Origin of the sequence: Rhizobium sp. 25PS6 (assembly GCF_032464655.1) — a bacterium.
GTDB lineage: Bacteria > Pseudomonadota > Alphaproteobacteria > Rhizobiales > Rhizobiaceae > Rhizobium > Rhizobium laguerreae.
In genome coordinates this window covers 45,252-67,878 of record NZ_JAWDIV010000012.1, presented here as the reverse complement: position 1 = coordinate 67,878, position 22,627 = coordinate 45,252, and the positions used below count along the sequence as shown (strand labels likewise).

Genomic DNA, 22,627 nt, shown 5'->3' with positions numbered 1-22,627 from the left:
ATGGCTGACATGACCGAAACCATCCAAACGGAAAAAAGCCGGACCGCCCTTTCGGTGCAGGCGGGTTTCCTGCTTGCGGGAATGCTGCTCCTGCTGCTGGCGCCGTTCTTTTTCTATCCGATCTTCCTGATGAAGCTGCTCTGCTTCGCGCTCTTTGCCTGCGCCTTCAATCTGCTGCTCGGTTATACCGGCCTGCTGTCCTTCGGCCACGCCACCTTCTTCGGCGGTGCTGCCTATTTCACCGCCTATACGGTGAAGGCATGGGGCCTGCCGCCGGAGCTCGGCATCCTGATTGGCGTGGCGGGGGCAGCCTTTCTCGGCCTCGTCATGGGCTTCTTCGCCATCCGTCGCCAGGGCATCTATTTCGCGATGATCACACTGGCGCTGTCGCAGATGTTCTTCTTCTTCTGCCTGCAGGCGGAATTCACCGAAGGCGAGGACGGCATTCAGTCGGTGCCGCGCGGCCACCTCTTCGGCTTCATCGATCTGAACAGCTCGACCAACATGTATTATTTCGTGCTGGCCGTCTTTCTCGTCGGCATCCTGATCATCTGGCGCTTTATCAATTCGCCCTTCGGCATGATCCTGAAATCGATCCGCGAGAACGAACAACGGGCGATCTCGCTCGGTTATTCCGTAGCGCGCTACAAGCTCGGCGCCTTCGTCATGTCGGCGGCGCTTGCCGGGCTCGCGGGCGCGGTGAAATCGATCGTTTTCCAGTTCGCGACGCTGACCGACGTTGCCTGGCAGATGTCGGGCGAGGTGATCCTGATGACGCTGCTCGGCGGCATCGGCACGCTGATCGGCCCGCTCTTCGGCGCCGGGCTGGTGGTGGTGCTGGAAAATTACCTCGCCACCTCGGAATTCCCGGTGACGATCATCACCGGCATCGTCTTCATGGTCTGCGTGCTGATCTTCCGGCGCGGCATCATCGGCGAATTCTACGCCTCGCGGATAGGGCGGAAACTGGGCTTCGTCTATCGCCGCTGAACGGGCGGACCTCTCTCTCTCTCCCCGGAAAGAAGCCCTCTTTTCCGGGAAAAGAGACGGGCGGCGGCGCTGCGACTCTTCCTCTCCCCGTGCTGCGGGGAGGGGGAAGCGGCAAGCATCTGGAGTCTCGTGCGGGGCATGGATCGTTACGACTACATCATCATCGGGGCAGGCAGCGCCGGCTGCGTGCTCGCCAACCGGCTGTCTGCCGATGGCCGGAGCCGGGTGCTGCTGCTCGAAGCCGGCGGCAGCGACAACTATCACTGGATCCATATTCCGGTTGGTTATCTCTATTGCATCAACAATCCGCGTACCGACTGGTGCTTCACCACGGCGCCGGAAGCGGGATTGAACGGCCGGGCGCTGAGCTATCCGCGCGGCAAGGTGCTCGGCGGCTGTTCGTCGATCAACGGCATGATCTACATGCGCGGCCAGGCGCGCGATTACGACCTCTGGCGGCAGATGGGCTGCAGCGGCTGGGGCTGGGACGATGTTCTGCCCTTCTTCCGCAAGTCCGAAGACTTTTATCGCGGCGAAGACGAGATGCATGGTGCCGGCGGCGAATGGCGCATCGAGAAGGCGCGCGTTCGCTGGGCGGTGCTCGATGCCTTCCAGCAGGCGGCCAGGGAAGCCGGCATTCCGGAAACCGCGGATTTCAACCGCGGCAGCAACGAGGGCTCCGGCTATTTCGACGTTAACCAGCGTTCCGGCATTCGCTGGAACACCTCGAAAGCCTTTCTGCGCCCGGCGATGAGGCGCTCCAATCTGACCGTGCTCACCAAGGCGCAGGTCCGGCGGCTGCTGGTGGAGGAAGGCGCCGTTGCCGGCGTCGAGTTCCAGCATCGTGGCGTGGCAAAACGCGCCTATGCCGCCAAAGAAACCATCCTTTCAGCCGGTTCTATCGGCTCGCCGCATATCCTCGAACTGTCCGGGATCGGCAAGGGGGAGGTTCTCAGACAGGCGGGCGTCGAGGTCGTCACCGAGGTCAAGGGTGTCGGGGAGAACCTGCAAGACCATCTGCAACTGCGTCTGGCCTATAAGGTGACGGGGGTTCCGACGTTGAACGAGAAGGCGACGAAGCTGATCGGCAAGGCGGCGATCGGGCTCGAATATCTCGTCCGCCGCTCCGGACCGATGGCGATGGCGCCGAGCCAGCTCGGCATCTTCACCCGATCGGGTCCGGACCGGGAAACGCCCGACCTGCAATATCATGTGCAGCCGGTCTCGCTGGAGAAGTTCGGCGATCCCGTCCATCCTTTTCCGGCAATCACCGCGAGCGTCTGCAATCTGAGGCCGGAAAGCCGCGGTTCGGTCCACCTGTCCAGCCCGGATTTTGCCGCCCAGCCGACGATCAGCCCGAAATACCTCTCGACGCAACGCGATCGTGACATAGCTGTCCGTTCAATACGGTTGACGCGCAGGATCGTCGCACAGCCCTCGTTTGCCCGATACAGGCCGGAGGAATTCAAGCCGGGGCCTGCCTATCAGACGGAGGCCGATCTGGAGCGGGCGGCGGGCGAGATCGGCACGACGATCTTCCATCCCGTCGGCACCTGCCGCATGGGCGCCGACAGGGACAGCGTCGTCGATCCCAGGCTGAGGCTCCGGGCGCTCGGCAAGCTGAGGATCGCCGACGCCTCGGTGATGCCGTCGATCACCTCGGGCAACACCAATTCGCCGACCATCATGATCGCCGAAAAGGCGGCAGCGATGATCCTCGAAGACAATCGATAGGAGAAGACCATGGCAAGGATCGCATTCATCGGCCTCGGCAACATGGGTGGGCCGATGGCGGCCAATCTGGTCAAATCAGGTCACGAGGTCCTCGGCTTCGATCTGGCGGCTTCGGTACTGAAGGCCGCCGAGGAGAGGGGCGTCAAGCCGGCAAGCCATGCCAGCCAGGCGGTCAAGGATGCGGAGATCATCATCACCATGCTGCCGCAAGGCAGACACGTGCTGACGGCCTGGACCGATATCCTGCAGTCCGCCGCGCAAGGCACGCTGGTCATCGATTGTTCGACCATCGATGTCGAAAGCAGCCGCAAAGCGCATGAGATGGCCAAGGCCGCAAGCTGCCTGTCGCTCGACGCTCCCGTCTCCGGCGGCACGGGCGGGGCGACCGCGGGCACGCTGACCTTCATGGCCGGCGGCTCGGAAGACGCCTTCGCCAAGGCAAAACCAATCCTCGAGGCCATGGGAAAGAAGATTGTCCATTGCGGCGAGGCCGGCGCCGGCCAGGCGGCGAAGATCTGCAACAACATGATACTAGGCATCTCGATGGTGGGCGTCTGCGAAGCCTTCGTGCTTGCCGAAAAGCTCGGCCTCTCGCATCAGGCGCTGTTCGACGTCGCCTCGACCTCGTCGGGCCAGTGCTGGTCGATCAATACCTATTGCCCGGTGCCCGGACCGGTGCCGACCTCGCCGGCGAACAACGACTACAAGCCGGGTTTTGCCGCGGCACTGATGCTGAAGGATTTGAGGCTTTCACAGGAAGCGGCGCTGGCGAGCGGCGCCTCCACGCCACTTGGCGCGGAAGCAGCGCAGCTTTATGCGCTCTTCGACAAACTAGGACATGGCGGAAGGGACTTTTCCGCCATCATCGAGATGTTCCGCGAGAAGGCGTAAGCAGCACCGCAGCGCGCCGTGAACCGCTTAGCCATCATTGCTGAACCTCCTTTCGCGAAAGCAGCCAGATGAGATAGGGGCCGCCGATCAGCGCCGCGAAGAGGCCGACCGGCACCTGGTAGGGGTAGATGACGACGCGCGACAGCCAGTCCGCCGCCATCAGCACGCCGGCGCCGAAGAGAAGGCTCGCCGCCAGCTGGTGGCCCGGGGCGCGAAAGCCGGCAAGCCGGGCAAGATGCGGCGCAATGAGACCGGTGAGGCTGAGTGGTCCGACAAGGAAGGAGGCGATCGCCGTCATCAGCGCGGCGAGGACGGCAAGCGCCAGTCGGCTTGCCCCGACATGAAGGCCGATGGCACGGCTGGGCCCGGCGCCAAGCGGCAGGATCGTCAGCCAGCGGCTGAGGAAGGGCAAGGGTGCTGTCAGCACGACGAGCGAGACGATGGCCGTCCAGGCTTCGAAGGCGCCGGCGCGGTTGGTCGAGCCGGAAAGCCATGTCAGCAGGATATAGCCGCGCATATCGCCCTGGGCGAGCACCATCGTCACAATCGCCATGGCGAAGGCGCCGATGCCGACGCCGGCTAGCAGCATGCGTTCCGGCGAGAATTGGGCGCGGGCTGATATGGCGATCATCGCAAGGAAGGCGGTCAGCGCGCCGAGCGCCATGGCAAGCAGCATGATGATGGCGGAGGGGAAGCCGAAGAGGAAGAGCGCCACGGTCAGGCCCGCACCGGCGCCGCTGCTGACGCCCAGCACTTCGGGGCCAGCGATCGGATTGCCGGTGACGCGTTGCATGATGAAGCCGGCTGCCGCCAGCATGGCTCCGGCCCCGGCTGCCACAATCGTTCGCGGCAGTCGGAAGGGCAGGAGATCGGTCAAGAGCGAGCCGGTCGCGATATGCCAGCCGTCCTCGGCAGGGCCGAGGGTGAGGACGACGGCAAAGATCAGGGCGAAGGAAGTAAAGAGCGCGCCAAGGGCCAGAAGCGGCTTGGTGAGCCTGTTCAGCGCTGCGGTCGACTGGGCGGCAACGGCGGAAACGGAGTGCACGCTGGGCAGCAGGCAGAGCAATAAGGGACCGCCGAGCAGGGCGGTCGCGGCTCCCGTCGGGGCAAGATCGGTAAAGCCGGGGCCGAGGATCTGGGTGAGGCAATCGGTCAGGAACAGCAGACCGGCGCCTATCAGCGGCGCTGTCAGCATCAGTTTGCCGGTGCTGCGCGCGCCGGCAAGCCTTGCGATCGCGGGTGCTGCGAGCCCGATGAAGCCGATCACGCCGACCTCTGATATCACCGAGGCGGCAAGCCAGACGGCGAGCGCGACGATCGCCAGGCGGGTCGAATGCAGGGCAAGGCCGAGGCTCCTGGCGCCGTTGTCGTCGAGGGCAAGGATGCGGAGTGGCCGCACCAGGAGAAGAGCGGCGGCAAAGCCGAGGATAAGCCTGGGCCCGAGCGAGAGCGCACCGTTCCAATCCTGCTGACTGAGCGAACCGGCGCCCCAGATATAGATCGACATGGCATATTCGCCGCGCGAAAGGATCAGCGTGACGCTGAGGGCCGAGGCGATGAGGCTGACGATCAGGCCGGAGAGTGCCACGGTCAGCGGATCGAGCCCGCGCCGCCAGCTCAAAACCAGCACGATGGCGACAGCCGCGAGACCGCCGCCGAAGGCGGCCATCTCACGCGAAAATCCGATGAGCAGGGGCGAGAAGCCCATTGCCGCCGTCATTGCCAGTTCCGCCCCGGAGGCAATCCCGAGCGTGGAAGCATCGGCGATCGGATTGCGCAGGACACGTTGCAGCAATGTGCCGGAAAGGCCGAGTGCCGCGCCCGCGATCAATGCCAGCATGGCGCGGGGCATGATGCTGTTCCAGAGCAGCACACCGTTCAGCATGGCTGCGTCGGCATCGCCCTGCGGAACCTCAGGACGCGTTACGATGAGGAGTGCGAAGGCCGCAATGCAAAGTACGGGCAGTAATATCGCGAAGACGGGCGTGCCCGCGTTTCCTGCGAGCTTGGCGCGGCTAACCATTCCATGCATGCGTAAGCCCCTCCGCCAGAAGATCGGCAAAGCGCCCCGCGGCCGGCAGTGCGCCATAGGGATTGATCGAGCCGAGCATCAGCACGCGTTTTTCGCGCACGGCCGGCAACGCATTCCAGAAGCTGCTGGTCGCGAGCGTGGCGAGCGCATCGGCCGGGTGTGGCGGGATCATGACGATCCAGGCGTCAGGCATCGATGCCAATATCTCGATGCCGACGGGAGCGGCGGCCGAGTAGCTGGTCTGAGCCTGCCAGGCATTGGTGAGGCCGACGCGTTTCAGCACCTCGCCGAACATGCTGTCGGAGCCGAAGACGCGGAAATGCCTGGCATCGCCGAGATTGATCGGGATCACCGGCCGCCCGTCGCCGGCGGCAAGGAGAGCCCGATGGCGGTCGAGCCTGGCTGAAAGCTCTTCAGCCAACTGTCTGGCGGCGGCAAGCTGCAGACGCTCGCCGATTGCAAGTGTGGCCTGTTCGGCCAGCGCGAAGGAGCTTTCACCGGGTTTGTAGATCGCATGGCTCTCCACCGGCGCGACCCCGCGCATACGTTCGTCTGCCCAGGCATAGAAGTTCGAGTTGAAGATCAGGTCCGGCCGTGCAAACCGCAGCACCTCGAAATTCGGCGTGCCGCGCAGACCGAGATCGGCGGTCGTGGCGGGCACGTCAGGCGTGACCGCCACCTCGCGGAATTGCCGCAGTTCGGTTGCCGCAACGACATTCGCGCCGATTGCCAGCAGCGTTTCAAGCAGCGCCCAATCGAGCGTCGCGAGGCGCAAGCTCTCCGCCGCCCGCGATAGCGCGGGGGCGGAGAGCGAGCCCGCCGCACCGGCCAGAAACTGCCTGCGGGAGAAAAAAGCCATGGCCTACAACAGATAGCTGACCGGCTCGTTTCGAACCGGATGCGGGAAGACGCCCATGCCGACGCCGAAGATCGACTGCAGCGTGTCGGCCTGCATGATCTCGGAGGGCGTGCCCTCGGCAGTGATCCGGCCGCGGTTGAGCGCGATGATCGCGTCGCAGTAGCGCGCGGCGAGGTTGATATCGTGCAGCACGATGATGACGGTCAGCCCGCGTTCATGGCTGAGTTCCTCGACCAGCGAGAGAACGCTGGCCTGATGGGCGAGGTCGAGCGCCGACGTCGGCTCGTCGAGCAGCAGGCAGCGGGCGTCCTGGGCGAGCATCATGGCGATCCAGGCGCGCTGGCGTTCGCCGCCGGACATGCTGGCGACGAGACGATCGGCAAAATCCTCGAGCTCGGTGCGGACGATCGCCTCCTCGACCATGTTGCGATCCGTCGCGGTGAAGCGGCCAAGCGTGCCGTGCCAGGGAAAACGGCCGAGCGCCACAAGTTCCCGCACGGTCATCCCGTCGGTCGCCGGCGTGAATTGCGGCATGTAGGCGACGTGCCGGGCAAAGGCCCGGCTGCCCCAGTCACCCGCCGGCCTGCCGTCGAAGGAGATGGCGCCGGATTTCGGCCCGACCTGGCGGGCGATGATCTTCAAAAGAGTGCTCTTGCCGGACCCGTTCGGCCCCACCAGTCCGTAAATGCGGCCGCGCTCAAGCGTCAGGTCGATGTCGGACAGGATGGATTTCGGCCCGATGGCATAATCTATCGCCGACAGGGCAAGGAAAGGCGAAGGCATAGTCTGCTCCAGTTCGGCGCCGCAACGGGTTCGGGAGGGCAGGCCCTCCCTTTCCCCACAGGTTCCTGCAAAACTAAACTCAGATTGTCAACTTACCACTTTCTGCTGAGCTTGAAGGTGACGGTGCGGGCATCGCCGTAACCGCAGACGGTCAGCCCGCCGCAACCCTTGACATATTCCTTGTCGAAGAGGTTCGCGACATTGAGCGAGGCCCCCCAATTTTCCTTCTCGTAGCGGATCGCAGCGTCGAAGATGGTTGCGGCCGGCACCTTCTCGGTATTGGCCTCATCGGCCCAGGACCAGCCCTGATGGCGGACGCCGGCGCCAAAGCTCATGCCCTCGAAAGCCCCTGTCGTCAGCGTGTAGTCGATCCAGAGAGAGGCGGTCACCTTCGGGACGATATAGGGTGAATTGCCGACCAGCGCCGGATTGGCGTCGTTCTCCATCACCTCCATGTCGGTATAGGCGAGCGATGCGAGAACCTTCCAGTTCTCGTTGATATTGACCTTGCCTTCGAGTTCGGCGCCGCGCGAAACCACCTCGCCGAGCTGGCTCTGGGCGAAGGTCAGCGGATTGGTCACCGTGTTGTTGCGCTTGGTGATGTGGAAGACCGAGGCCGTCAGCGAGCCGTCGATGAAGGCCGGCTCATACTTGATGCCGCCTTCGAACTGCTCGCCCTCTTCCGGCTTCAACGCGCCGGAAATACCGGTGCCGACGAGCGGGTTGAAGAAAGTCGCGGCGCTGACATAGGGCGTCAGGCCGTTGTCGAATTCGTAGGCAAGGCCGATGCGGCCGCTGAGCGCGCTGTCGTTGGTGCTGTAGGTCGTGCCGATTACGGCGTCCTGGTTGATATCGACATAGTCGTAGCGGCCGTTGAGCGTCAGCAGCCAGCCATCGCCGAAATGGATGCGATCCTGGGCGTAGACACCGATCTGGTTCTTGGTCACGACGCCGTCCGCATAGACGAAATTGGCGCCCTGTGTCGTGCCATAGATGGGATCGGTTGCGCTGATCGAATTGGAGCCGCAGCAGGCCTGCCAATTTTCGAGGCGGTAATAGGTGTAGTCGAGCCCGACGAGAAGATTATGCGTGGCGCCGCCGATTTCGGTCTCGCCTTCGAGCCGGTTGTCGATCGAGAAGCTATCGACCCCCGAGCGGCCTTCGAAGCCGATGCGCGCCAGCTGGTAGTCCGGACCCGTCGGCACGCCGCCGACCCAGCCGTTCAGGTAGGGGCCGATCTCATGCTTGTCGAGATGGCCGTAGCGCGCATTCTGCGAGAACTTGATGCCATTGTCGAATTCATGCTCGAATTCGTAACCGATCATCTTCTGCACATAGCTGCCGTTGTCGATGTCGGGCTCGCCATAGAAGGCGTCGCGGTCGATCTTGCCGAAAGGCGCATCCTCGACAGTGCCGACATAGGGGAAGAAGCCATTGCCGGTATGCACCTGGTCGAGGCCGGCGAGGTAACCCCAGACCGTGAGGCTCGTGCTGTCATCCGGCGAAATGGTGAGCTGCGGCATGATGAAGCCGCGCAGATCCTCGGAAAAATCCGAATAATTGTCGCCGCCGGCAACCTTGCCGGTGATGCGATAGCTCATCGTTCCGCTGGAGCCGACCTTGTCGGAGACATCGAAGCCGGTGAAGGCGTTGCCGTTGCTGTTGATGCCGATCTCGGTATAGAACAGCGGCTCGTCGAGCGGGCGCTTGCGGACGAGATTTACGATGCCGCCGGGGTTTGCTCCGCCGTAAAGCACGGAGGCCGGGCCCTTCAGCACCTCGACGCGCTCCAGCATGAAGGGGTCGAGCTGGAAGCCGCCGAATCCGTAGCTGAAAAGCGTTAGATTGTCGAAGAAGACGCCGGTCTGGCCGGCATCGAAGCCGCGAACGTAGAACCAATCCGTATCGCCGTCGCCGCCAAAGGGCTGCGACGTGACGCCAGGCGTATAAAGCAGCACCTCGTCGATCTTGTTGGTGATGCCGCGATCGTCCATTTCTTCCGTGCCGATGACGGAGACGGATTGCGGAATTTCGTTGAGCGGGGTGTCGCTCTTCGAGCCGGCGGAGGAGTTCTTGGCGACATAGCCTTTGACCGGGCTGGTGGCGGTATCGCCGCCGCCCTGGATGACGATCGGCGCGAGCTCAGTCGAATTCGCTTCCTGTGCCGCGGCGGAGCCCGCCATCAGGCCGGCGACCGCGGCGCCTGCCAAAAGAATTACCTCGAAATTGAGACCCCTGGTCTGCCCGCGCATATTTCCTATACCCCACTCGTGCCGCGCGATGCTTAGCGTGCGGCGAAGCCCTGAATAAGATGAGTGATTAACTCAGTTTTACCGGGGTGGATTGTCGCGATCGGGGAAAATTGAACGTTTTTGGGCAATTCTCCGCGTTGCAAACAAATGCCCGCCAAGCGTTGCAATCAGGCAACTTGTGCCTTCTTCCAGCTCGCCGGCGTGATGCCGACATGCTTGCGGAAGACGCGGGTAAAATGCGCCTGATCGGCAAAGCCGGTTTCGGCGGCGATTGCGGTCAACGCATTTTCGCTTTCGACAAGCAGCCGCTTGGCCCTGTCGAGCCGGGCATTGGTCTGCCATTGATGCGGAGCGATGCCGGTCGAGGCCTTGAAGGCATGGCTGAAATGCGATTGAGACAGGCCGGTGAGGCCGGCGAGTTCCTCGAGGCGGATATTGCGCAGGCAATTTTCCTCGATGAATTCGGTGGCGCGGCGAAGCTGCCAGCCGGCCAGCTTGCTGCGTTTGCGCGGCATCGCCTTGGCGATCTTCAGGACATCGATGATCAGCGCCAAAGCCAGGCCGTCGCCATAGAGATCGTGTAACGGCTCCGGATTGAGGCATTCGGCGGCGACCAGCTGTGCCAGCGACAGCACCCGCTCATCGGAAAACAGAAGTTGCGGACTTTCCAGACGGCGCGGATCGATATCCTCCATCAGCCGGCGGCTCACGGTTTCAGTGTCGAAATGGATGTCGAGGTGGCGCATCGAATGAACGTCGGTCAGATCGGCCCAGACTTCCATGCCGGCCGGCACATAGGAGATCGGCCGTATCTCCGTGTCCTGGACGGTGCCCTGCGCCTTTGGTGTGAGCTTGATACGCGAACTGCCCGGTCCCCGCTTGTCGAGCATGATGAACAACCGCGGATCGCGCGAGACGTAATAGCCGCCGGCATAGGAGGCGCACTCCACGTCCCAGACATCGGCGACGATGCCGTTCCACAGGCGGCGATGCACGCCGCCGATGACGGAGAAGCCCTGGATCTTGTTCTGCATCCGCGGTTGAAACGTCATTTCCACTTCCGCCTCCGGCCATGCGCCGGAAGCAAACCTTCAATTTGTACTCAAGTTTATTACCGCAGGCGCAACCGGATGGCAATTACCAAATCCGGCACCAAACCGGGGAAAAACCAGGGTCAAATCAAGCCTTCGACACCGAGAAGCTGAGCCTGATGTCGCCGAGCAGGATGTCGATCTCGCCGGGTTCGGTCAGTTCGATCGCACCGCTCAACGTTCCTGTCGTGATCAGCGCACCAGCCTTCAGCGATGTCTCGGGGCGCAAGCCGTCATTGGCATAATCGACGAGCCAGGTGAGAACATCGCCCTTCGGATGCTGGGCCGGACCGTCATAGATCGTGCGGCCGGCATGGGTGACTTTGAGCGGCGTGCCAGCGGCGGTATCGACAATGCTTTTTTCGACCTCCGGGCCGAGCACATAGCCGCTATTGCCGAGGCGGTCGGCGACGAACAGCAGAAACGAAACGCTGCCGCTTTCCTTCACGGCGCTGACCAGCAGCTCGGCGCCGAGATAGACAGCGGAAATCGCCTCGACCATCTCGGCGCGGCTGTAGGGAATCCCCGCGCGGACCGGCAGGTCGCCGCCGAGACGGACGGCGATCTCGGTCTCGAATTTCAGGCCCGGATACCAGGGAATGTCAGCGCCCGAGACGGCTTTGGCATAGGGATACAACGGAGCGGTGACCGCCTGGCCCTGCGGAGAGACCGTGACTTTCCAGGCATTGCTCGAAATATGGTCTGCAGCAGTGAGTAAATTCTGCGCCTCCATCGCCTGATGGAGATCGGCGGGCAGCGCGAAAGTGTCCGTTGCCTCCTGCCGGCCGGCCTGTCGCAGGCTGTGAAGCCTGGCTGCAAGGGTGCGCGGATCGAATCTCTCTGTCATGCTATCTCCTCGACCTGATTTTCGAGGTGCCACACTAACGAGAAGGCAGGGACGAACAAGGCCGCTTTTGGAAAGACTCCTATTCCATCGCCGCGTGCCAGCGGGTGCGATAGGCGGTCAGTCCGGGGATGGCGGTCGGCGGAACATGCGTTTCGGCACCCGATACCGGCCGGATGCCGGTGAGAAGGGCGGCACCCTGGCTGGTGCCGGTCGAGCCGGGAAGGGCCATGACCTCGCGGCCGGTCAAGGCGGCGAGCAGCTTGAGATAGGTCCCATTCAGCGCAAAAGGCCCTTCGACGATCACGGGGCCCTTGGCGCCGATCAGTCCGAGGCAGGCATCGGTCATCAAGGCGAGATAGAGACAGGCAGCGGCAGAGCGCTTGTCGCGGCTTGCCTCTTCGGCGCCGATCCAGCGGCTTGTCTTCCCCGGGAAAGGCCCGGAACCGGGGGCGATATTCGGCAGCAGCATCATGCCTTTGTCGATGACGGGACCGATTGCCGCCAGGGCGGCTTTTTCGTCGACAGGGCCGATCTCGGCCGACAGGATCTCGAATTCCCGCCCACCCATGAAACGCGAGGAGGGGACGGCACGGCCATAGGCATCGACATTGGCGAGCGCATCGCGTTTCGGATCGAGATGATCGAGATCGCCGCCGACACCGAAATTAATGACCCATGTGCCGGTGGAGACGACGGCGAAGGGTGCCTCCCGATGAACCAGATGCGGTAGCAGCGAGGCATTGGAATCATGAATGCCGCAATAAACAGGCACAGGTGCGGCAAGGCCGAGTTCAGCGGCGATATCCGGCAGGACCGGGCCGAGTGCATCGAAAGCGGAACGGATCGGCGCCATGAGGTCGCGAATGCCAAGCCTGTCGACGAGCGAGGAATAGCGGCCGGCCCTCGGGTTCCAGAGGTCGGTGTGACAGCCGAGCGAGGTCAGCTCATTGGCGGCGACACCCGTCAGCCGGGCCGTCCAATATTGCGCATAGGTGAGGATGGTCGCCACCTTGGCGAATTCGTCGGGAAAGGCGGTCTTCTGGTAGTGCAGCTGCGCGCCGACATTGAGACCCATCGCGAGGTGCGGCGAAAAGGTTTCGTCGAAGGAGGGGCGCAGCCGCGTGTAGGCGTCGCGGATGTCCTGCGGATATTCGTGTTCATAGTCGATGACAGGCATGGCAAGCGTGCCGTCCCGGCCAAGCAGTGCTGCGGAGGCGCCATGGGTGGTGATCGAAATGGCGTCGAAGCCGGGCTCGCGCGCAAGACTCTTCAGCGCATCGAGCGCAAAGGACCAGAGAGCCTTTACGTCGTAATGCGGATAGAGACCGGTTTTGATCGCGATATTCGGCCGTTTCAACACAGCGATCTCGGCGCCCGTCTCGCTGTCGAGCACGACGACCTTGGCATTGGTCTTGCCGATGTCGAGGACGGCGATGCGGCGATAGGAGGTGGCGTTCATGGCATATGGAAGACGGTGACCAGGTCGCTCTGGACCGGTGAATTATCGGGATTGGTCGCCATGATATCGGCCATGTGCGCCCACCACTTTTTCACGACCGGATGGTCCGGCAGGCTCGCCATCGTGTGGTCGGCCGGCCGCGTCAACACGCCGAACAGCGTGTTGGTCTCGCGGTCGAGATGGATGGAATAGTCGCTGGCGCCTGACTTGTGCAGGAGATCGACCAATTCCGGCCAGATCTCGTCATGCCGCCGGCGGTATTCGGCTTCCATGCCGGGATTGAGCTGCATTTTGAAGGCGTGTTTTTCTAAAGTCATCGGGAGCTCATGACCTTGATGCGGCGGGCGATGATCGGGATGGCGATGGTGATGATGAGAAGCAGGCCGATGAAGATCGACATAACGATGCCGGGCACGTTCAGCAGGCCGAGGCCGAAGGTGACGAGGCCCATGACGAAGGCGGCGATGACGACGCCGACGATCGTGCCGGAACCGCCGAGGATCGAGATGCCGCCGAGCACGACCATGGTGACGACCTCGAGTTCCCAGCCCTGGGCGATCGACGGCCGGGTCGAGCCGAGGCGTGAGGTCAGGCAGACGGCGGCAACGCCGCTCATGACGCCGGTCAGCAGGAAGAGGATGAATTTGACGCGTTCGACCGGAATGCCGGAGAAGCGGGCGGCGAAGTCGTTGTTGCCGATCGCATAGACCTGTCGGCCGAAATTCGTCGCATGCAGCAGGATGGCAAAAAGGATCGCCAGCACGATGAAGAGCACGAATTCGAAAGAGAACACCCAGACGACATAACCTTGGCCGAAATAGGCGAAATCCGTAGGGTATTTTCCATAGGCCTGGTCGCCGAGCACGATATAGGAAATGCCGCGGAAAAGGCTCATCGTGCCGATGGTGACGACGATCGACGGCAGTTTCAGCACCGAGACCAGCACGCCGTTGAAGATGCCGCAGGCAAGGCCGGTGCCGATGCCGATCGCCACCAGGCCCGGAGTGCCGATGCCGACCTGCGCTGCCGCGCCCATCGCCGTCGAGGCGAGCGCGATGATCGCAGCGACCGAGAGGTCGATCTCGCCCGATATGACGAGCAGCGCCATGGCGAAGGCGATCATCGCCTTTTCGGTGAAGTTGAAGGTGGCGTCCGAGAGGTTCCAGGCATCGAGGAAATAGGGCGAAGCCAGCGAATTGAAGATGAAGATCAGGACGGCGACGGCAAAGAGCAGCACTTCCCAGCTCGCGACGACACGGCGAAAAGGTGTGCCGAGGCGGTCGGGGATGACCCGCTTTTGGTGTGTGGACACGGTGCTCATGCTGCGGCCTCCGTTCTGATCTCGGCTGCGGCGCGGTCGCGCAGGATGATGCGGCCGCGGTTGCGCTCACGCCTGGCGTTGAAGGCGACGGCGAGAATGATGACGGTTCCGGAGATCGCCATCTGCGTGAAGGGTGAAATGCCGATCACCGGCAGCGCATTCTTGATGACGCCGAGGAAGAGCGCGCCGAGCACGGTGCCGGCGACCGAGCCGACGCCGCCGGCAATCGAAATGCCGCCGATGACGCAGGCCGCAACGCTGTCGAGCTCGAAGCCATTGGCGATATCGACATAGGCAACGGCATAACGCGATACCCAGAGATAGCTCGCAAGCCCGGCAAGTGCGCCGGACAGAACGAAGGCCAAAAATTTCGTCCAGCCCGTATCGATGCCGGCATAGACGGCTGCAGTCGGATTGCCGCCGGTCGCATAGGCCGAGCGGCCGAACTGGGTGTATCTGAGCAGGACATACATCAGAAGCACGATGACGATGCCCACCCAGCCGAGAACCGGCAGGCCGAGGATCGGCGTGCGCGGCACCGACAGGAAGACCGGCGTCATCTGGTGAGCGTTGACCCACGCCCCGCCCGAAAGCACGAAGGCCATGCCGCGATAGATGGTGAGCGTGCCGAGTGTTACGACGATCGGCGGGATTTCGAGCGCCCAGACGAGAAAGCCGTTGATGGCGCCGAGGCAGGCGCCGATGACGATCGCGGCAAGGATGAGCACGACGAGCGGCAGATCGGGATAGGCGGCATTCATCATCGCGATCGCCATGCCGGTGAAGGCGAGGTTGGCGGCGACGGAGAGGTCAATCGATTTCGTCAGGATGACCGTCATCTGCGCCAGCGCCAGGATAATCAGGATGGAGGTATCGTTGAAAATGCCGGCGAGATTCTCCGGCGTTGCGAAATCGGCAGCGCGCGTCGAAAAGATCGCGATCATCACCACGATGATGAGGAACAGCAGGGTTTCGCGTTTTCTGATCAGTCTTGCCATGCTCTTACCTTATGCATTGCCGGTGGCGGCGCGCACCAGCGCTTCCGGCGACAACTCGGCGCGGTCGAAAATTCCGGCGGAAAGACCTTCCTTCATCACCAGGACGCGGTCCGACATGCCGATGATTTCGGGCAGTTCGGACGAGACCATGATGATCGACAGGCCCTCGGCGGCGAGTTCGCTGATGAAGCCGTGCACGGCCGCCTTCGAGCCGATGTCGATGCCCTTGGTCGGTTCATCGAGGATGATGACCTTCGGCGCCGTCGCCAGCCATTTGCCGATGACGACCTTCTGCTGGTTGCCGCCCGACAGCGTCCCGACGGGCACGGAAAGAGCAGCGGCGCGCAGGTCCAGCCGTTCGGCATATTTGCGGGCGAGCGCGAATTCTTCTGCCGCCCTGAGGAAGCCACGGCGCGAGGTGCGGGTAAGCGAAGGCAGCGTCATGTTCTGGAAGATCGGCATCGGCAGCGCCAGCCCGTGGCGGCCGCGCTCTTCCGGCACATAGACGATGCCGGCGCGGATCGCATCCTGCGGCGAATGGATGGTGATCTCGCGGCCTTCGAGCATCATGGTGCCCGAGAGCGGCCTGGTGATGCCGAAAAGCGATTGGGACAGTTCCGAACGCCCGGCGCCGATCAGACCGTAAATGCCGAGAATCTCGCCCTGGCGGAGCGTGAAGGAGATGTCGCGGAATTCGGTGCGATGGCTGTAATTGCGGATCTCGAGAACCGGGCCGCCGATGGCGACATCGACCTTCGGAAAGGCATTCTCGACGTCGCGGCCGACCATCATGCGGACGATCTCGTCCTGCGGCGTTTCCTTGAGCCGGCCCTGGCCGACTGCGCGGCCGTCGCGAAAGACGACGAAATCGTCGGCGATCTCGTACACTTCGTCGAACTTGTGGCTGATGAAGAGGATCGCCTTGCCCTTTTCCTTCAGGCCCCGGACGATGCGGAAGAGATCGTCGATCTCCTTGCGGGATAGGGCTGCCGTCGGCTCGTCCATGATGACGATGCGGGCCTCGATCGACAGTGCACGCGCGATCGCCACCAGATGGCGCTGCGCGATCGAGAGGTCCTTCAGCCGAATCGTCGGATCGATATTGCTTTCAAGCGCTGTCAGCAGCGCCTTGGCGCGGCTGTTCATCGCCTGCCAGTCGATGGTGCGCAAACGCGTGCGCGGCGCATGGCCGAGGAAAATGTTTTCAGCAACCGTCAACTCGTCGAACAGCACGGTTTCCTGATGGATGGCGGTGACGCCGGCATCGATCGCGGCCTGGGCGCTGGCAAAGGTCACCGGCTGGCCATCGACGAGGATCTCTCCTTCGTTCGGCCTGTAGATGCCGGTCAGGATCTTGACGAGCGTCGATTTGCCGGCGCCGTTTTCGCCGATCAGCGCGGTGACCGTGCCGGGATGCAGCGCGATGCTGACATTGTCGAGCGCCTTCACGCCCGGGAAGATCTGCGAGATGCCGCGCATTTCCAGAATGGCGGGCGCATCACCGGTTTTGCTGTCCGTGGCGGTTTGTTGAAAGGCGGCGTTCATCGAGCTTCTACCAGTGTCGAATGAGAATCCCGGCGGCCATCGAGCCGCCGGGCTTTTATGCGATGGCTCCGGATCAGAAGACCTTGGAGAACTGGTCGATATTCGAAGCATTGTAGACGAAGGGATCGGCCATGGCGGCTTCGCCGTTGTCGCCGACCTTGATCTTGCCCATGCGGCCGACTTCTATCTCGCTGCCCGGCTTGCCGTCGGTCTCGCCCTTGACGAGGCGATAGGCGATCTGCGTTGCGGAGTAGCCGAGATCGATCGGGTTCCAGATGGCGAATTCCTTCGTGGCGCCCGACTTGATCGCGCCGGCCATTTCGGACGGCAGGCCGAGACCGGTGACGTAGACCTTGCCGACCAGACCCTTGTCTTCGACGACCTTGGACGCGGCGAGAACGCCGACCGTCGTCGGAGCGACGATGACCTTGATGTTCGGGTTTGCCTTCAGCAGGCCTTCGGCTTCACGATAGGACTTGTCCGAGAGGTCGTCGCCATAGACGGTGGTGACGAGGTTGAGGCCCGGGAAATCCTTGAGCTGCTTCTTCATCTGGTCGATCCAGATGTTCTGGTTGGTCGAGGTGGTCGTGGCCGACAGGATGGCGAAGTCACCCTTGCCGCCGTCGAGATGATCCTTGACGAGCGTCAGGCACATCTTGCCGATCAGCTCGTTGGACGACGGGTTGAGCTGCAGGATGCGGCCTTCAGGTGCCACGCCGGAATCCCAGGAGATGACCTTGATGCCGCGCTGTGCAGCCTTCTTCAGCGCCGGAACGAGCGCGTCGGGATCGTTGGCCGAAACGGCGATGGCGCTGACGCCCTGGGCGATCAGCGAGTTGATGACTTCGATCTGGCCTTCGGCCGTCGTCGTCGTCGGACCGGTATAGATGACCTCAACGCCGCCGAGTTCCTTGGCGGCTTCCTGCGCGCCTTTGTTGGCGGCATCGAAGAAGCCGTTGCCGAGCGACTTGACGACGAGACCGATCTTGATGTCGGCGGCGCTGGCCGTCCCGGCCATCATGGCGACGGCAAATGCCACGCCGATTGCGAGTTTCTTTGCGAGTTTCATGCTTTCATCCTCCCACTTGATTGACACTCTTCACACCTCCCCGGTGCCTTATGCGACCGACGAGGAATCCTCCTTGATTGCCTGGGCGGCCGGGCTCGCGACAATGAGCCTGATGCCGGCATTCTCGATCATCCTGACGGCTTCTTCTGGAATGCCGTCATCGGTGATGATCGTAGACACACGCTCGAGCGGGCACAGAATGAGGCTCGACCGGCGATGGAACTTGCTGGAATCGGCCATGACGACCAATTCGTCGGCCTGATGCATCAGCTTCTGTTCGCTTTGAATAATCAGCGCGTCGGCTTCCATGATGCCGAGCGGGCCGATGCCCTGCGCGCCGATGAAGAAGCGGCGGGCGTAGAAATTGCGGATCGCGTCATTGTCGAAGGGGGAGAGGATCAGGCTCTGCTCGCGGTAGATCGCGCCGCCCGGCACCGTCACCGTGTTCTTCGAATGCTTGACCAGATGTTCGGCGATCGCGAAGGAATTGGTCATCACCTGCAGGCGGTGCGCCGCCATGAAATGCACCATCTGGAAGGTGGTCGTACCGCCATTGATGATGATCGCGTCGCCCGGATCGCAAAGCTCGACCGCCTGGCGTGCGATTGCACGCTTCTTGTCGATATTGACCGATTCCGAAACGCGGAAGGGGCGCCCGGCGAGATTGCCGAGCTGCGGCGGATGCACCGCTTCGGCGCCGCCGCGCACACGGCGGATCTTGCCCTGGACATGAAGAGCCGCGATGTCGCGCCGGATCGTGGCCTCGGAAGCCTCGGTCAGTTCGGAAATATCCTGAACCGTCACGACGGACTTTTCCTGAACGGCGCTCAGAATGATGCGATGGCGTTCGCGTTCGTGCATGGGGCTCCTCCTTCAATCGTTTATTTCGCACATATGACAATGTGTCAATCAAAAACGATCATAAATTTTCATATTGCGCTGCACAATTATCGAATTTGATCGTTTTCGATTGACAACCTCGGTTTTGATGAGCGATACCGTCTGCGAAAAGGGGCGCGAACTTTGCGCTCCGATGATGATTTCATATGGGAGGATGACATGGCGGCGAACGTCCGGCTTCTGGAAAACCGGTGGGATGATGCTTACGCGGCAGGCCTCGATGAGCCTGGCAAGCTGCTCTATCGTTCCAACCTGCTCGGCGCCGACAAGCGCATCACCAATTACGGCGGCGGCAACACCTCGGCGAAGGTGCTGGAAACCGATCCGCTGACCGGCGGCAAGGTGAAGGTACTTTGGGTCAAGGGATCGGGCGGCGACGTCGGCACGATCAAGCTCGACGGTTTCGCGACACTCTACCAGGACAAGCTGGAATCGCTGAAGGGCATCTACAAGGGTGTCGAGGACGAGGACCGCATGGTCGGCTTCCTGCCGCACTGCACCTTCAACCTGAACGCCCGCGCTGCCTCGATCGACACGCCGCTGCACGGCTTCGTGCCTTTCACCCATGTCGACCACATGCATCCTGACGCGATCATCGCGATCGCCGCGTCGAAGAATTCGAAGGAATTGACGCAGCAGATCTTCGGCGATGCGATCGGCTGGCTGCCCTGGCGCCGTCCGGGCTTTCAGCTCGGCCTCGACCTCGGCGCATTCGTTGCCGCAAACCCGAATGCCAAGGGCGTCGTGCTCGAGAGCCACGGCCTCTTCACCTGGGCGAACGATGCCAAGGCCTGCTACGAGCTGACGCTCGATATCATCAACAAGGCGATCGTCTGGTTTGCCGAAAAGACCGAAGGCAAGACGATTTTCGGTGGCGCGCTGGCACAAAGCCTGCCGGTCGCCGAACGCCGCGCCATCGCCGCCCGTTTGATGCCGGAGATCCGCGGCCGCATCGGCAAGCAGGAGCGTAAGCTCGGTCATTTCGACGATCAGGACGCCGTGCTCGAATTCGTCAATTCCAGCGATCTGCGGCCGCTCGGCGCGCTCGGCACCAGCTGCCCCGATCATTTCCTGCGCACCAAGATCCGCCCGCTGATCGTCGATTTCGACCCGGCCAAGCCGGATGTCGACGCGATCGTTGCCGGTCTCGACAAGGCGCTGGAGGACTATCGCGCCGACTACGCCCGCTATTATAACAACTGCAAGCATGACAATTCGCCCGCCATGCGCGACGCCAATCCCGTCATCTTCCTGGTGCCCGGCGTCGGCATGCTGTCCTTTGCCCGTGACAAGGCGACGGCCCGTATCGCCAGCGAATTCTACGTCAACGCCATCAACGTCATGCGCGGCGCCTCGACGGTGTCGCAGTATCAGGGCCTGCCCGAGCAGGAAGCCTTCGACATCGAATATTGGCTGCTCGAAGAGGCCAAGCTGCAGCGCATGCCGAAGCCGAAGAGCCTTGCCGGCCGCGTTGCCTTCGTCACCGGCGGCGCCGGCGGCATCGGCCGGGCGACGGCCGCGCGCCTCGTCGGCGAGGGCGCCTGCGTGGTGCTTGCCGATATCGATCAGGCAGCGCTCGAAGGCGCCGAAGCCGATTTCGTCAAGAAGTTCGGCGCTGACGCCGTGCGCAGCGTCCGGCTCGACGTCACCAAGGAAGATGCGGTGATCGCCTCCTTCGCGGAAGCCTGCGTCGAATTCGGCGGCATCGATATCCTCGTCTCGAATGCCGGCATTGCCTCCTCCGCGCCGATCGAATTGACCGAGCTGTCGACGTGGAACCGCAATATCGATATTCTCGCGACCGGCTATTTCCTCGTCTCGCGTGAAGCCTTCCGCCTGTTCCGCCGTCAGGCGCTCGGCGGCAACGTCATCTTCGTCGCTTCGAAAAACGGTCTGGCCGCCTCGCCGAATGCGTCTGCCTATTGCACGGCAAAGGCTGCCGAAATCCATCTCGCCCGCTGCCTGGCGCTGGAAGGCGCGGATGCCGGCATCCGCGTCAACACCGTCAACCCGGATGCGGTCCTGCGCGGTTCGAAGATCTGGAGCGGCGAATGGCGCGAGCAGCGCGCCGCCTCGTCGAAGATCGAGGTGGACGATCTCGAGGAACATTACCGCAAGCGTTCGATGCTGAAACTCAACGTGTTTCCGGAAGATATCGCCGAGGCGATCTATTTCCTCGCTTCAGACCTTTCGGCAAAATCGACCGGCAACATCATCAACGTCGATGCCGGCAACGTGCAGAGTTTTACGCGCTAGAGCAATTCCAGCAACGGTGCGCAGCGGTTTTGCGTCCGGAGCGCGTAAAGCAAACGGATAGAGCTATTTCCGGAGGATCACCCATATTGCGTGGATGATCCCCGGCAGATAGCCGCAGAGTGTCAGCAATATATTGAGCCAGAAATGCAGGCCGATCCCGACCTGCAAGAATACGCCAAGGGGCGGCAGGATGATCGCAAGAAGAATGCGGACAACGTCCATCGTAGCTCCTTCGTTTGAAGACATGTAAGCGTTTGAACGCGAACCGTGCCCCTATGGTTCGCGACCAGGGAGGAATAGATGACAGATTCCAGGATTGCGCCAGATCTGGTGGCGACTGACAACGACAAGCGGGCAACCGCGTTGAAGGCCGATTACGAGGCACTGGGCGCGACGCTTGCCCGTCGCGGCGTCGATATCGAGGCGGTCACCCGGAAGGTTGCGGAATTCTTCGTTGCCGTGCCCTCCTGGGGCGTCGGCACCGGCGGCACGCGTTTTGCCCGTTTCCCCGGTACCGGCGAGCCGCGCGGCATCTTCGACAAGCTCGACGATTGCGCCGTCATCAACCAGCTGACGCAGGCGACCCCGAAGGTCTCGCTGCATATTCCCTGGGACAAGGCGGATGCCCGGGAGTTGAAGGCCAAGGGTAACGCGCTCGGCCTCGGCTTCGATGCGATGAATTCGAACACCTTTTCCGATGCGCCCGGCCAGGCCCATTCCTACAAATACGGCTCGCTCAGCCACACCGACGCGGCGACGCGGGCGCAGGCGGTCGAGCACAATCTTGAATGCATCGAGATCGGCAAGGCGCTCGGCTCCAAGGCGCTGACGGTCTGGATCGGCGACGGTTCGAACTTCCCCGGCCAGAGCCATTTCACCAAGGCTTTCGAGCGTTACCTTGCCTCGATGGCGGATATTTACAAGGCGCTGCCCGACGATTGGAAGCTCTTCTCCGAGCACAAGATGTACGAGCCGGCCTTCTATTCGACCATCGTGCAGGATTGGGGCACCAACTACCTGATCGCCCAGACGCTCGGCCCCAAGGCCTATTGCCTCGTCGATCTCGGCCACCATGCGCCAAACACCAATATCGAGATGATCGTCGCCCGGCTGATCCAGTTCGGCAAGCTTGGCGGTTTCCACTTCAACGATTCGAAATATGGCGATGACGATCTCGACGCCGGCGCGATCGATCCCTACCGGCTGTTCCTCGTCTTCAACGAACTGGTGGACGCCGAGCAGCGCGGCGTCAACGACTTCAACCCGGCCCATATGATCGACCAGTCGCACAATGTCACCGACCCGATCGAAAGCCTGATCAACAGCGCCAACGAAATCCGCCGCGCCTATGCGCAGGCACTGCTCGTCGACCGCAAGGCGCTCTCCGGTTACCAGGACGACAACGACGCGCTGATGGCATCGGAAACGCTCAAGCGTGCCTATCGCGCCGATGTCGAGCCTATCCTGGCCGAAGCCCGCCGCAGGGCCGGCGGCGCGATCGACCCGATCGCCGTCTATCGTACCAGCGGTTATCGCAGACAAGTGGCGGCCGAGCGTCCGGCATCCGCTGCCGGCGGCGGCGGCATCATCTGAACGCTCG

19 protein-coding genes are annotated in these 22,627 nt (G+C 62.5%); 5 read left to right on the top strand and 14 right to left on the bottom strand.

Annotation, left to right across the window (positions count from 1 at the left end; all coding sequences use genetic code 11):
- From RWK44_RS18450 to mmsB, 3 genes are all read left to right on the top strand, one after another.
- On the top strand, window positions 1-990 hold the full coding sequence (locus RWK44_RS18450) for a branched-chain amino acid ABC transporter permease (protein ID WP_316029221.1): 990 nt from the start codon (window positions 1-3) through the stop codon (window positions 988-990).
- A 138-nt stretch (window positions 991-1,128) separates the two neighbouring features.
- Window positions 1,129-2,724 carry a GMC family oxidoreductase gene (locus tag RWK44_RS18445; protein WP_316029220.1) on the top strand — a complete coding sequence of 532 codons (1,596 nt, stop codon included), beginning with the start codon at window positions 1,129-1,131 and terminating at the stop codon, window positions 2,722-2,724.
- A 9-nt stretch (window positions 2,725-2,733) separates the two neighbouring features.
- Window positions 2,734-3,615 carry a 3-hydroxyisobutyrate dehydrogenase gene (gene mmsB, locus RWK44_RS18440; RefSeq protein WP_077980139.1) on the top strand — a complete coding sequence of 294 codons (882 nt, stop codon included), beginning with the start codon at window positions 2,734-2,736 and terminating at the stop codon, window positions 3,613-3,615.
- Window positions 3,616-3,649: 34 nt separating this feature from the next.
- Here the strand turns inward: mmsB and fhuB are convergent, their stop codons facing one another.
- The 13 genes from fhuB to RWK44_RS18375 all read right to left on the bottom strand — a co-directional run bounded on the left by fhuB (window position 3,650) and on the right by RWK44_RS18375 (window position 18,732).
- A complete protein-coding gene (gene fhuB, locus RWK44_RS18435) occupies window positions 3,650-5,638 on the bottom strand; it encodes a Fe(3+)-hydroxamate ABC transporter permease FhuB (protein ID WP_316029268.1) in 1,989 nt (662 codons plus the stop codon).
- Window positions 5,631-6,506 carry an ABC transporter substrate-binding protein gene (locus RWK44_RS18430; RefSeq protein ID WP_316029219.1) on the bottom strand — a complete coding sequence of 292 codons (876 nt, stop codon included), beginning with the start codon at window positions 6,504-6,506 and terminating at the stop codon, window positions 5,631-5,633. The genes fhuB and RWK44_RS18430 overlap by 8 nt, the downstream gene beginning before the upstream one ends.
- A 3-nt stretch (window positions 6,507-6,509) precedes the next feature.
- Window positions 6,510-7,289 (bottom strand): ABC transporter ATP-binding protein, encoded by a 780-nt coding sequence (locus RWK44_RS18425; RefSeq protein WP_221999282.1) that lies wholly within the window; start codon window positions 7,287-7,289, stop codon window positions 6,510-6,512.
- A 92-nt stretch (window positions 7,290-7,381) separates the two neighbouring features.
- Complete coding sequence (locus tag RWK44_RS18420) at window positions 7,382-9,541, bottom strand: TonB-dependent siderophore receptor (RefSeq protein WP_316029218.1); 2,160 nt, start codon at window positions 9,539-9,541, stop codon at window positions 7,382-7,384.
- Window positions 9,542-9,708: 167 nt separating this feature from the next.
- The gene (locus RWK44_RS18415) at window positions 9,709-10,593 is read right to left on the bottom strand and encodes a helix-turn-helix domain-containing protein (RefSeq protein WP_316029217.1); all 885 of its coding nucleotides are present in this window, start codon (window positions 10,591-10,593) and stop codon (window positions 9,709-9,711) included.
- Window positions 10,594-10,720: 127 nt separating this feature from the next.
- Window positions 10,721-11,479 carry a fumarylacetoacetate hydrolase family protein gene (locus RWK44_RS18410; protein WP_316029216.1) on the bottom strand — a complete coding sequence of 253 codons (759 nt, stop codon included), beginning with the start codon at window positions 11,477-11,479 and terminating at the stop codon, window positions 10,721-10,723.
- A gap of 79 nt (window positions 11,480-11,558) precedes the next feature.
- Entirely contained in the window at window positions 11,559-12,938 is a 1,380-nt protein-coding gene (locus tag RWK44_RS18405) for an FGGY-family carbohydrate kinase (RefSeq protein WP_131640514.1), read from the bottom strand.
- Entirely contained in the window at window positions 12,935-13,255 is a 321-nt protein-coding gene (rhaM, locus tag RWK44_RS18400; RefSeq protein ID WP_003553870.1) for an L-rhamnose mutarotase, read from the bottom strand. Before rhaM ends, RWK44_RS18405 begins: the two co-directional genes overlap by 4 nt.
- Window positions 13,252-14,259 carry an ABC transporter permease gene (locus tag RWK44_RS18395; RefSeq protein ID WP_131662295.1) on the bottom strand — a complete coding sequence of 336 codons (1,008 nt, stop codon included), beginning with the start codon at window positions 14,257-14,259 and terminating at the stop codon, window positions 13,252-13,254. The genes rhaM and RWK44_RS18395 overlap by 4 nt, the downstream gene beginning before the upstream one ends.
- Window positions 14,256-15,257, bottom strand: a complete 1,002-nt coding sequence (locus RWK44_RS18390; protein ID WP_003553868.1) for an ABC transporter permease — start codon at window positions 15,255-15,257, stop codon at window positions 14,256-14,258. Before RWK44_RS18390 ends, RWK44_RS18395 begins: the two co-directional genes overlap by 4 nt.
- A gap of 9 nt (window positions 15,258-15,266) precedes the next feature.
- On the bottom strand, window positions 15,267-16,802 hold the full coding sequence (locus RWK44_RS18385) for a sugar ABC transporter ATP-binding protein (protein WP_131662071.1): 1,536 nt from the start codon (window positions 16,800-16,802) through the stop codon (window positions 15,267-15,269).
- A 73-nt stretch (window positions 16,803-16,875) separates the two neighbouring features.
- A complete protein-coding gene (gene rhaS, locus RWK44_RS18380; RefSeq protein ID WP_003553864.1) occupies window positions 16,876-17,871 on the bottom strand; it encodes a rhamnose ABC transporter substrate-binding protein in 996 nt (331 codons plus the stop codon).
- Between the two features lie 48 nt (window positions 17,872-17,919).
- Window positions 17,920-18,732, bottom strand: a complete 813-nt coding sequence (locus RWK44_RS18375; RefSeq protein ID WP_003547829.1) for a DeoR/GlpR family DNA-binding transcription regulator — start codon at window positions 18,730-18,732, stop codon at window positions 17,920-17,922.
- 198 nt (window positions 18,733-18,930) lie between these two features.
- Between RWK44_RS18375 and RWK44_RS18370 the strand changes: the two genes are divergently transcribed.
- On the top strand, window positions 18,931-21,027 hold the full coding sequence (locus RWK44_RS18370) for a bifunctional rhamnulose-1-phosphate aldolase/short-chain dehydrogenase (RefSeq protein ID WP_221945106.1): 2,097 nt from the start codon (window positions 18,931-18,933) through the stop codon (window positions 21,025-21,027).
- 63 nt (window positions 21,028-21,090) lie between these two features.
- Here RWK44_RS18370 and RWK44_RS18365 read toward each other — a convergent pair whose 3' ends face one another.
- On the bottom strand, window positions 21,091-21,249 hold the full coding sequence (locus RWK44_RS18365) for a YqaE/Pmp3 family membrane protein (protein WP_017958027.1): 159 nt from the start codon (window positions 21,247-21,249) through the stop codon (window positions 21,091-21,093).
- A 78-nt stretch (window positions 21,250-21,327) separates the two neighbouring features.
- On the opposite strand from RWK44_RS18365, the gene rhaI reads away from it, so the two are divergent.
- The gene (gene rhaI, locus RWK44_RS18360) at window positions 21,328-22,620 is read left to right on the top strand and encodes an L-rhamnose catabolism isomerase (RefSeq protein WP_316029215.1); all 1,293 of its coding nucleotides are present in this window, start codon (window positions 21,328-21,330) and stop codon (window positions 22,618-22,620) included.
- The last annotated feature ends 7 nt before the right edge of the window (window positions 22,621-22,627 follow it).

What these genes read in the sequence shown, in the direction of transcription:
- RWK44_RS18390 (WP_003553868.1), bottom strand. Translation starts at nt 15,257, where the DNA reads ATGGCAAGACTGATCAGAAAACGCGAAACCCTGCTGTTCCTCATCATC.
- RWK44_RS18365 (WP_017958027.1), bottom strand. Translation starts at nt 21,249, where the DNA reads ATGGACGTTGTCCGCATTCTTCTTGCGATCATCCTGCCGCCCCTTGGC.
- fhuB (WP_316029268.1), bottom strand. Translation starts at nt 5,638, where the DNA reads ATGGTTAGCCGCGCCAAGCTCGCAGGAAACGCGGGCACGCCCGTCTTC.
- RWK44_RS18430 (WP_316029219.1), bottom strand. Translation starts at nt 6,506, where the DNA reads ATGGCTTTTTTCTCCCGCAGGCAGTTTCTGGCCGGTGCGGCGGGCTCG.
- RWK44_RS18445 (WP_316029220.1), top strand. Translation starts at nt 1,129, where the DNA reads ATGGATCGTTACGACTACATCATCATCGGGGCAGGCAGCGCCGGCTGC.
- RWK44_RS18395 (WP_131662295.1), bottom strand. Translation starts at nt 14,259, where the DNA reads ATGAGCACCGTGTCCACACACCAAAAGCGGGTCATCCCCGACCGCCTC.
- RWK44_RS18385 (WP_131662071.1), bottom strand. Translation starts at nt 16,802, where the DNA reads ATGAACGCCGCCTTTCAACAAACCGCCACGGACAGCAAAACCGGTGAT.
- rhaM (WP_003553870.1), bottom strand. Translation starts at nt 13,255, where the DNA reads ATGACTTTAGAAAAACACGCCTTCAAAATGCAGCTCAATCCCGGCATG.
- RWK44_RS18420 (WP_316029218.1), bottom strand. Translation starts at nt 9,541, where the DNA reads ATGCGCGGGCAGACCAGGGGTCTCAATTTCGAGGTAATTCTTTTGGCA.
- RWK44_RS18425 (WP_221999282.1), bottom strand. Translation starts at nt 7,289, where the DNA reads ATGCCTTCGCCTTTCCTTGCCCTGTCGGCGATAGATTATGCCATCGGG.
- RWK44_RS18410 (WP_316029216.1), bottom strand. Translation starts at nt 11,479, where the DNA reads ATGACAGAGAGATTCGATCCGCGCACCCTTGCAGCCAGGCTTCACAGC.
- RWK44_RS18370 (WP_221945106.1), top strand. Translation starts at nt 18,931, where the DNA reads ATGGCGGCGAACGTCCGGCTTCTGGAAAACCGGTGGGATGATGCTTAC.
- RWK44_RS18415 (WP_316029217.1), bottom strand. Translation starts at nt 10,593, where the DNA reads ATGACGTTTCAACCGCGGATGCAGAACAAGATCCAGGGCTTCTCCGTC.
- RWK44_RS18450 (WP_316029221.1), top strand. Translation starts at nt 1, where the DNA reads ATGGCTGACATGACCGAAACCATCCAAACGGAAAAAAGCCGGACCGCC.
- rhaS (WP_003553864.1), bottom strand. Translation starts at nt 17,871, where the DNA reads ATGAAACTCGCAAAGAAACTCGCAATCGGCGTGGCATTTGCCGTCGCC.
- rhaI (WP_316029215.1), top strand. Translation starts at nt 21,328, where the DNA reads ATGACAGATTCCAGGATTGCGCCAGATCTGGTGGCGACTGACAACGAC.
- mmsB (WP_077980139.1), top strand. Translation starts at nt 2,734, where the DNA reads ATGGCAAGGATCGCATTCATCGGCCTCGGCAACATGGGTGGGCCGATG.
- RWK44_RS18405 (WP_131640514.1), bottom strand. Translation starts at nt 12,938, where the DNA reads ATGAACGCCACCTCCTATCGCCGCATCGCCGTCCTCGACATCGGCAAG.
- RWK44_RS18375 (WP_003547829.1), bottom strand. Translation starts at nt 18,732, where the DNA reads ATGCACGAACGCGAACGCCATCGCATCATTCTGAGCGCCGTTCAGGAA.